General features: G+C 65.0%; 6 protein-coding genes. 1 reads left to right on the top strand and 5 read right to left on the bottom strand.

Features of this window, described 5'->3' with window-relative positions; translation table 11 throughout:
• The coding region (locus RBR29_RS09365) for an EamA family transporter (protein WP_320348793.1) at positions 1–678 on the top strand (678 nt) is incomplete at its 5' end.
• A gap of 83 nt (positions 679–761) precedes the next feature.
• Here the strand turns inward: RBR29_RS09365 and typA are convergent.
• The 5 genes from typA to RBR29_RS09340 form a co-directional block, all read right to left on the bottom strand.
• Positions 762–2,582, bottom strand: a complete 1,821-nt coding sequence (gene typA / locus RBR29_RS09360; RefSeq protein WP_320348791.1) for a translational GTPase TypA — start codon at positions 2,580–2,582, stop codon at positions 762–764.
• A complete protein-coding gene (gene truB / locus RBR29_RS09355) occupies positions 2,579–3,337 on the bottom strand; it encodes a tRNA pseudouridine(55) synthase TruB (RefSeq protein ID WP_320348790.1) in 759 nt (252 codons plus the stop codon). Before truB ends, typA begins: the two co-directional genes overlap by 4 nt.
• A gap of 35 nt (positions 3,338–3,372) precedes the next feature.
• The gene (rbfA, locus tag RBR29_RS09350; RefSeq protein ID WP_320348788.1) at positions 3,373–3,783 is read right to left on the bottom strand and encodes a 30S ribosome-binding factor RbfA; all 411 of its coding nucleotides are present in this window, start codon (positions 3,781–3,783) and stop codon (positions 3,373–3,375) included.
• Positions 3,784–3,799: 16 nt separating this feature from the next.
• Positions 3,800–6,706, bottom strand: a complete 2,907-nt coding sequence (gene infB, locus RBR29_RS09345; RefSeq protein WP_320348787.1) for a translation initiation factor IF-2 — start codon at positions 6,704–6,706, stop codon at positions 3,800–3,802.
• A 55-nt stretch (positions 6,707–6,761) separates the two neighbouring features.
• The coding region (locus tag RBR29_RS09340) for a transcription termination/antitermination protein NusA (RefSeq protein WP_320348786.1) at positions 6,762–7,614 on the bottom strand (853 nt) is incomplete at its 5' end.

Genomic DNA, 7,614 nt, shown 5'->3' with positions numbered 1-7,614 from the left:
GCCCTGGACTGGCGTCATGCCCTATGGGCCGGAATCTGCGTGGCCGCCTACAACCTGACATTCTTTGCGGGCGTGAAGGCCACGGGGGTAGCGGTGGGCACGGCGCTGACCATCGGCAGCGGCCCGATCTGGGCCGGCCTGCTGCAACTGATCGGCGGCGCACGCCCCGGTCCGGGCTGGTGGACGGGCACGCTGCTGGCCGTGGGCGGTGGGGTGCTGCTGGTGTCCGGCCGCGGCGATGCGCTGCAGGCCGATCCCCTGGGCATCATTCTGTGCCTGGGCGCCGGCCTGAGCTATGCCCTCTACACCCTGCTGAACAAAAAACTGGTACAGCATTCCGAACCCGCCGTCAGCACGTTGGCCGTCTTCTCGGTAGGCGCGCTGCTGGCCCTGCCGGCTGCCGCCCTCTGGGCCGGCGCCTTGCAGATCACCCCCACCGGCTGGATGGTGGTGGGTTTTCTGGGGATCGTCTCGACAGGCATCGCCTATCTGCTGTTCAGCACGGGCCTGCGCGGTATCAGCGCCGCCACCGGCGTGTCGCTGGCTCTGATGGAGCCCGTCACCGCTTTTCTGCTGGCTCTGCTGGTGGTGGGCGAACGGCCTGGCGCGCTGGCCTATGCGGGCCTGGCCGCGTTGCTGGCGGGACTGGCGATCGTGATCCGCGCCGAGACGCGGTAATCCATCTGGGCGCACGCGTCTCAAATGCGAAGACCCTGCACAAGGCAGGGTCTTCGCATTCAGGCCGTCGAGAGTCCCGGAGTTCAGGCCGACTCGCGCAGACTGCGACGGCGCTCGTGCTCCTGCAGATAACGCTTGCGCAGACGGATCGACTTGGGCGTGACCTCGACCAGTTCATCATCGGCAATGAACTCGACGGCATATTCCAGGTTCAGTGCGATGGGCGGCACCAGATCGATATGCTCGTCCTTGCCGGAGGCGCGGATATTGGTCAGCTTTTTTTCCTTGATCGGGTTGACCACCAGATCATTGTCGCGTGAATGGATGCCGATGATCATGCCTTCGTAGACCGGATCCTGGGGCGACACGAACATGCGGCCGCGTTCCTGCAGTTTCCACAGCGCGTAGGCCACGGCGGTGCCGTCATCCTGGCTGATCAGCACGCCATTGCGGCGCTCACCCACCCCGCCCTCGCGCACCGGCGCATAGTCATCAAAAATATGGCTCATCAGGCCAGTGCCGCGCGTCAGCGTCATGAATTCACTCTGGAAACCGATCAGGCCACGCGCCGGGATACGGTATTCCAGGCGAGTGCGGCCACGACCATCGGGCTGCATGTCCTGCAGTTCGCCCTTGCGGCGGCCCAGTTCTTCCATGACCCCGCCCTGGTGCGAGTCTTCCACGTCCACCGTCAGCAATTCATAAGGTTCGCACTTGACGCCGTCGATGTCCTTGAACATCACGCGCGGGCGCGACACCGCCAGTTCGTAGCCCTCGCGGCGCATGTTTTCCAGCAGAATGGTCAAGTGCAGTTCGCCCCGGCCGCAGACCTCGAACACCGTATCGTCGTCCGTATCATTGACGCGCAGAGCGACGTTGGATTTCAGTTCGCGGTCCAGGCGGTCACGCAACTGGCGGCTGGTGACGAACTTGCCCTCACGGCCCGCCAGCGGCGACGTATTGACCATGAAATTCATGGTCAGGGTAGGCTCATCGATGCGCAGCATCGGCAGCGCCTCGGGCGTTGCCGGATCCATCAGCGTGCAGCCGATGCCGATTTCTTCGATGCCATTGATCAGCACGATGTCGCCGGCTTCGGCCTCGTCCACCAGTTCGCGTTCCAGTCCCTTGAATTTCAGCACCTGGTTGACGCGGCCCTTGATGGGCTCGCCCTCGGGGCCGAATTTCACGACAACGTCCTGTGCGGCGCGCAGACGGCCACGATTGATGCGGCCCACGCCGATCTTGCCCACGTAACTGCTGTAGTCCAGGGAAATGATCTGCAGCTGCAAAGGGCCGTTGGCATCATCGTCGCGTTGCGGCACGTGCTGCAGGATGGCTTCGAACAGCGGCCGCATGTCGCCCGAGCGCACGTCTTCGGTCAGGCCGGCGTAACCCGACAGCCCGGAGGCGTAGATCACCGGAAAATCCAGCTGTTCCTCGGTGGCGCCCAGTTTGTCGAACAGATCGAAGGTGGCATTGACCACGTAATCCGGGCGCGCACCCGGCCGATCGACCTTGTTGACGACGACGATGGGCTTCAGGCCCAGGGCCAGGGCCTTGCGCGTGACAAAGCGGGTCTGCGGCATCGGGCCTTCGACCGCATCGACCAGCAACAACACACCATCCACCATGGACAGCACACGCTCGACCTCGCCGCCGAAGTCGGCGTGGCCCGGGGTGTCGATGATGTTGATGTGCGTGCCTTCGTATTCGACGGCGCAGTTCTTGGCCAGAATCGTGATGCCGCGCTCGCGCTCGATATCGCCCGAATCCATGACCCGTTCGGACACCTGCTGGTTGTCCCGGAACGTGCCGGATTGACGCAGCAACTGGTCGACCAGCGTGGTTTTGCCATGGTCCACGTGGGCGATGATGGCCACGTTGCGCAAAGCTCGTTTCATAGCGTGTTTTCCTCGGTGGAAACGCTTGCCGGACGCAGGCCGTCCGGCAAGGCGTGTAAAGGGATCAGCGCCGTCGCCGGCGTTTCCATGGCCTGCAGAGCTTCCAGCCCCACCGCCTGTTCGATCGAGAACGGCCCGACGGCGGTGCGCCGCAGGGCCGACAGGTGCGCCAGGCAGCCCAGGTGACGACCAATGTCCTGGGCCAGGGTGCGCACATAGGTGCCCTTGCTGCAATGCACCCGCACCCGGGCGCTGCGGCCATCGCAGGCCAGCTGTTCCAGCGCATGGATCACGATCCGGCGCGGCGGACGTTCCAGTTCGATGCCCTGGCGGGCGTATTCATACAGGGGTTTGCCGTCGCGCTTGAGCGCCGACACCATGGGTGGGATCTGCTCGATCTCGCCCCGGAACGCGGCCAGCGCGGTTTCCAAGGCCTCGGGAGTCACCGGAGCAAAGTCCTGCGGTGCGCACGCCGTGACGTGGCCCGTCAGGTCGCCGCTGTCGGTTTCCTCGCCAAAGGCCAGGGTCGCCTCGTAGACCTTGTCGGCCTCCAGCATGGCAGCGGAAATTTTCGTCGCCCGGCCAAAACAGCAGATCAACAGCCCTGTGGCAAAGGGGTCGAGTGTGCCGGTATGGCCCGCCTTGCGGGCGTCCACCGTGCGTTTGGCGCGTTGCAGCGCATGGTTGCTTGACAGGCCCTCCGGTTTGTCCAGCAACAGGACTCCGTCGAGCATCTGCCCGCGTCGGGAAGCCATCGTTCAATCCGTCCAGATGAGTGACGACCGCCCTGTCAGGGCTGGCCGTCCGGGTCTTCGAGTTCGGGGATGTCCGAAACGCCCGCCTGGGGACGATTGGCCCGATCGATCAGTTGCGAGAGTTCGATCCCGCGCGCCAGTTGCGCGTCATGGATGAAACGCAGCGTGGGCACGGTATGGATGTGCAACATGCGAAACAGTTGCGAATGCAGCCAGCCGGCCTTGTCGTTCAAGGCCTGGGCAGCCGCGTCGGGTTCGGCGCCCAGCACCGTGAAATAGACCTTGGCATGCGCATAGTCCGCCGACAGATCGACGCCCGTGAGCGTGATCAGACCCGCGCGCGAGACATCGAGTTCGCGTTGCACCAGCGCCGCCAGATCCTTCTGGATCTGGTCGGCCAGGCGTGTGTTGCGTCCGGGATTGCGCTTGGATTGATGACGACCCATGATGCATGCCGCACGATCAGAGCGTGCGGGCGACTTCCTTGATTTCAAAGACTTCGAGCTGATCGCCGACCTGGATGTCGTTGTTGCCCTTGAGCGTGATCCCGCAATCAAAGCCGGACTTGACTTCCTTGACGTCGTCCTTGAAGCGACGCAGCGAATCCAGGGAACCCGTCCAGTGCACCACGTGGTTGCGCAGCAGACGGACCTGGGAATCGCGGCGGACCAGGCCTTCGAGCACCATGCAGCCGGCAATGTTGCCGATCTTGGACACGGTGAAGATTTCGCGGATCTCGACCAGGCCGATGACTTCCTCGCGTTTTTCCGGCGCCAGCATCCCCGACATGGCATTGCGCACGTCGTCGATCGCATCGTAGATGATGTTGTAGTAGCGCAGGTCGATTTCGTTGGTCTCGGCCAGTTTCTTGGCTGGGGCATCGGCCCGCACATTGAAGCCGATCACCACGGCGCCCGAGGCAATCGCCAGGTTGACGTCGCTTTCGGAGATGCCGCCCACGGCAGCGTGCACGACCTGTACCCGGACCTCGTCGGTGGACAGCTTGAGCAGCGACTGCACCAGCGCTTCCTGGGAACCCTGGACGTCGGTCTTGACGATCAACGGCAGCGTGCGCACGCCCTCGCCCAGATTGTCGAACATGGATTCGAGCTTGGCCGCCTGCTGGCGGGCGAGCTTGACGTCGCGGAACTTGCCCTGGCGGAACAGGGCAATCTCGCGCGCCTTGCGTTCGTCGTTCAGGACCAGGACCTCGTCGCCGGCGGCTGGGACCTCGGCCAGGCCCTGGATTTCGACCGGGGTCGAGGGGCCGGCTTCGGCAGCGGATCTGCCAGTGTCGTTCAGCATGGCGCGCACCCGGCCATAGGCAACCCCGGCCAGCACGGCATCGCCGCGATGCAGGGTGCCGCTCTGGACCAGGATGGTCGCCACCGGGCCACGGCCCTTGTCCAGCCTGGCCTCGATGACGATCCCCTTGGCGGGCGCATCGACGGGCGCCTTGAGTTCCAGGATTTCGGCCTGCAGCAGCACGTTTTCCAGCAGTTCGTCGATGCCCTGGCCGGTCTTGGCCGACACCGGGATGAACGGCACATCGCCGCCGTATTCTTCCGGCACGACTTCCTCGGCGACCAGTTCCTGCTTGACGCGTTCTGGGTTGGCTTCCGGCTTGTCGATCTTGTTGATCGCCACCACCAGGGGCACATTGGCTGCGCGGGCATGGTGGATGGCTTCCTTGGTCTGGGGCATGACCCCGTCATCGGCCGCCACCACCAGAATCACGATGTCGGTGGCCTGGGCGCCACGGGCACGCATGGCCGTGAAGGCCTCGTGGCCCGGCGTATCCAGGAAGGCCACCACGCCACGATCGGTCTTCACGCTGTAGGCGCCGATGTGCTGGGTGATGCCGCCGGCTTCGCCTGTGGCGACCTTGGTACGGCGGATGTAGTCCAGCAGCGAGGTCTTGCCATGGTCGACGTGGCCCATGACGGTCACGACCGGAGCGCGCGGCAGGGCCTCGGCTTCGCTGGCGGTTTCGGTATCGGCCAGGAAGGCTTCCGGGTCGTCCAGTTTGGCGGCAATGGCGGTGTGGCCCAGTTCTTCGACCACGATCATGGCCGTTTCCTGATCCAGGATCTGGTTGATGGTGACCATCTGGCCCAGCTTCATCAGGTGCTTGATGACCTCGGCCGCCTTCACGGACATCTTGTGGGCCAGGTCGGCAACGGAAATCGTTTCCGGCACGTGGATTTCACGCGCGATGAATTCCACCTGCACGGGTTCCTGGTGCTCGGCCTGGCGGCGGCCCTTGCCACGCCCGCCCTTGCCGCCCCGGCTGCCGGCCTTGCCGCCTGCACGCCAGGCGTCGCGCCCGGCCCCGGCCGACAGCGTGTCGGCCTTGGACGGTTTCTTGCGGCCATCGTTGGCCCAGCTGGAGGACACATCGGCCGTCTTGATGATCTTCTTGCCTTCGGATTCTTTCTTGGAGGCCGCCTTGGTGCCGGCGGGCTTGTGCAGCGTGCCGCTGGTGGTGTCCTCGGGTTCCGGCGCGCGCAGGACCTTGCGCGGCTGGCGCATCATTTCGCGCAATGCTGCGGCTTCGGCCTCGGCGGCGCGGCGGGCGCGCTCCCGGTCGGTATCGGCCGGAGCGCGGCGCGCCTTGCCCGGTGTGGCCTGAGGCGCGGCCACCGGCGCGGCGGATGCCGGCACGGGTTCGACAGACGGCTCGGGCTCGACGGCCTGGGCCGGTTCCGAAGCAGCGGGCGCATCGGCCACGGGTTCGGCAACAGGGGTTTCGCTCACGGTGTCCTGCTTGGTTTCAGCCGGGGCGATGGCCTCGGCGGGTTCTGGTTGCGCGGGAGGTTCGTTGCCCGCCGGCGCCGCCGTCCCTTCAAGGGCGTCGGTCTTGGGCGCAGCGGTTTCAGCAGCCGCTGCCTCGGGGGCGGCTGGCTCGGGGGCACGGGCCTCGGTGGCAGATTCGGCCACCGCCGGGGCCGGGGCCGACGACACCTGAACAGGCTCGGCCGGCACGGGCGGCTCGGCAGCCGCCGCAGTACTTGCACTTGCAGCCGCTGCGGCCTGGGCGGCTTCGGCGCGGGCGGCCTCGATCAGTTCAGAGCGATCACGCTTGACCAGCACGCGCTTCTTGCGCACCTCGACCTGGATCGTGCGCGAACGCCCGGAACTGTCGGCCTGATGGATTTCCGACGTCTTGCGGCGCGTGAGCACGACCTTCTTGCCCGTGTCGGAGCCATGCGAACGCCGCAGGGATTCGAGCAAAGCGCTCTTGTCGGCTTCGGTCACGTCGGCGTTCACCGAATCCAGCTCGACGCCGGCCGAGCGGAAATGATCCAGCAGGACGTTGGCGGGCATGTTCAGTTCTTCGGCGAATTGGGCGACGGTGTTACTCGGCATTCGACTCTCTCTTTGACTACGTTGAAGGGCTGCGTGATTCGATGCAACAGAGGGATCAGGCCTCGTCGTCCTCGAACCAGTGGGCCCGCGCCTGCATGATCATGTCGCTGGCGGTGTCCTCGGCCAGCCCGGTCAGCTCGGCCAGTTCGTCCGCAGCCAGTTCGGCCAGATCATCCAGCGTGGTGATGCCATTTTCGGCCAGCTTGGCCACCAGGGCCGGGTCCATACCCTGGATTTCCAGCAGATCGCGGGCAGTCTGCACCCGTTCTTCCTGGGCAATGGCCTCGGTCAACAGGGCATTGCGCGCTCGCGTGCGCAATTCGTTGACGGTTTCCTCGTCGAAGGCCTCGATGTCCAGCAGTTCCTGCAGGGGCACATAGGCGACTTCTTCGAGGCCAGTGAAGCCTTCGTCGATCAGGATGTCGGCGACCTCCTCGTCCACGTCGAGCTTCGTGATGAACGTGTGGCGCAGCGCGGCGCGTTCGGCATCCTGACGGCTCTGGCTTTCCTCGGGCGTCATGATGTTGATCTGCCAACCGGTCAGTTCGGAGGCCAGGCGGACGTTCTGGCCGCGCGCGCCGATGGCCTTGGGAAGGTTTTCCTCATCGACCACCACATCCATGGCATGCTTGTCCTCGTCCACGAGGATGGATTCGACATGCGCCGGCGCCAGCGCGCCGATCACGAATTCAGCCGGATCATCGGCCCACAGGACGATGTCCACCTGTTCGCCGCCCAGTTCGTTGCGCACGGCCGTGACGCGCGAACCACGCATCCCGACACAAGTGCCGATCGGGTCGATGCGCTTATCGTACGCTACTACGGCAATCTTGGCACGCACCCCTGGATCACGGGCTGCTGCCTTGATTTCCAGCAGGCCTTGCTCGATTTCAGGGACTTCGTTTTCG

This window comes from Castellaniella sp. (assembly GCF_034007085.1).
Taxonomy (GTDB): domain Bacteria; phylum Pseudomonadota; class Gammaproteobacteria; order Burkholderiales; family Burkholderiaceae_B; genus Castellaniella.
Note: the sequence above shows the minus strand (reverse complement) of the source record. Positions and strands in the feature narration are given on the sequence as shown.